The sequence below is a fragment of the Granulicatella sp. WM01 genome (assembly GCF_004570605.1).
In the GTDB taxonomy this organism is placed as follows: Bacteria; Bacillota; Bacilli; order Lactobacillales; family Aerococcaceae; genus WM01.
In genome coordinates, this window is sequence record NZ_SPPB01000181.1 from 1 (window position 1) to 250 (window position 250).

1 protein-coding gene is annotated in these 250 nt (G+C 35.2%); it reads left to right on the forward strand.

The window, feature by feature from the left end; genetic code table 11:
- Positions 1–18 precede the first annotated feature (18 nt).
- Complete coding sequence (gene mobC / locus E4T68_RS10045) at positions 19–171, forward strand: plasmid mobilization relaxosome protein MobC (RefSeq protein ID WP_370543848.1); 153 nt, start codon at positions 19–21, stop codon at positions 169–171.
- The last annotated feature ends 79 nt before the right edge of the window (positions 172–250 follow it).

A 250-nucleotide genomic window follows, 5' to 3' on the forward strand; every position in this document is an offset into this window, starting at 1 on the left:
AAATCATTAAAAACAGAGGTGAATCGAATAGGTGTGAACATTAATCAAATTGTCAAAAGGATACATGAAACAGAAAGCGAAATTAGACAAGATGACTTCATGGAAATGATTCAACTCCAAAAACAATCTCGAATTGTAAAGCCAAGTGCAACAGTACATGAAAAATACTAAAGTCACAGTCTATGTCTGTGTGCGACATAGTTGTTTTGTAATGGAATAGGTGTAACGGTCAAGGTATTAGCGTAGCGAG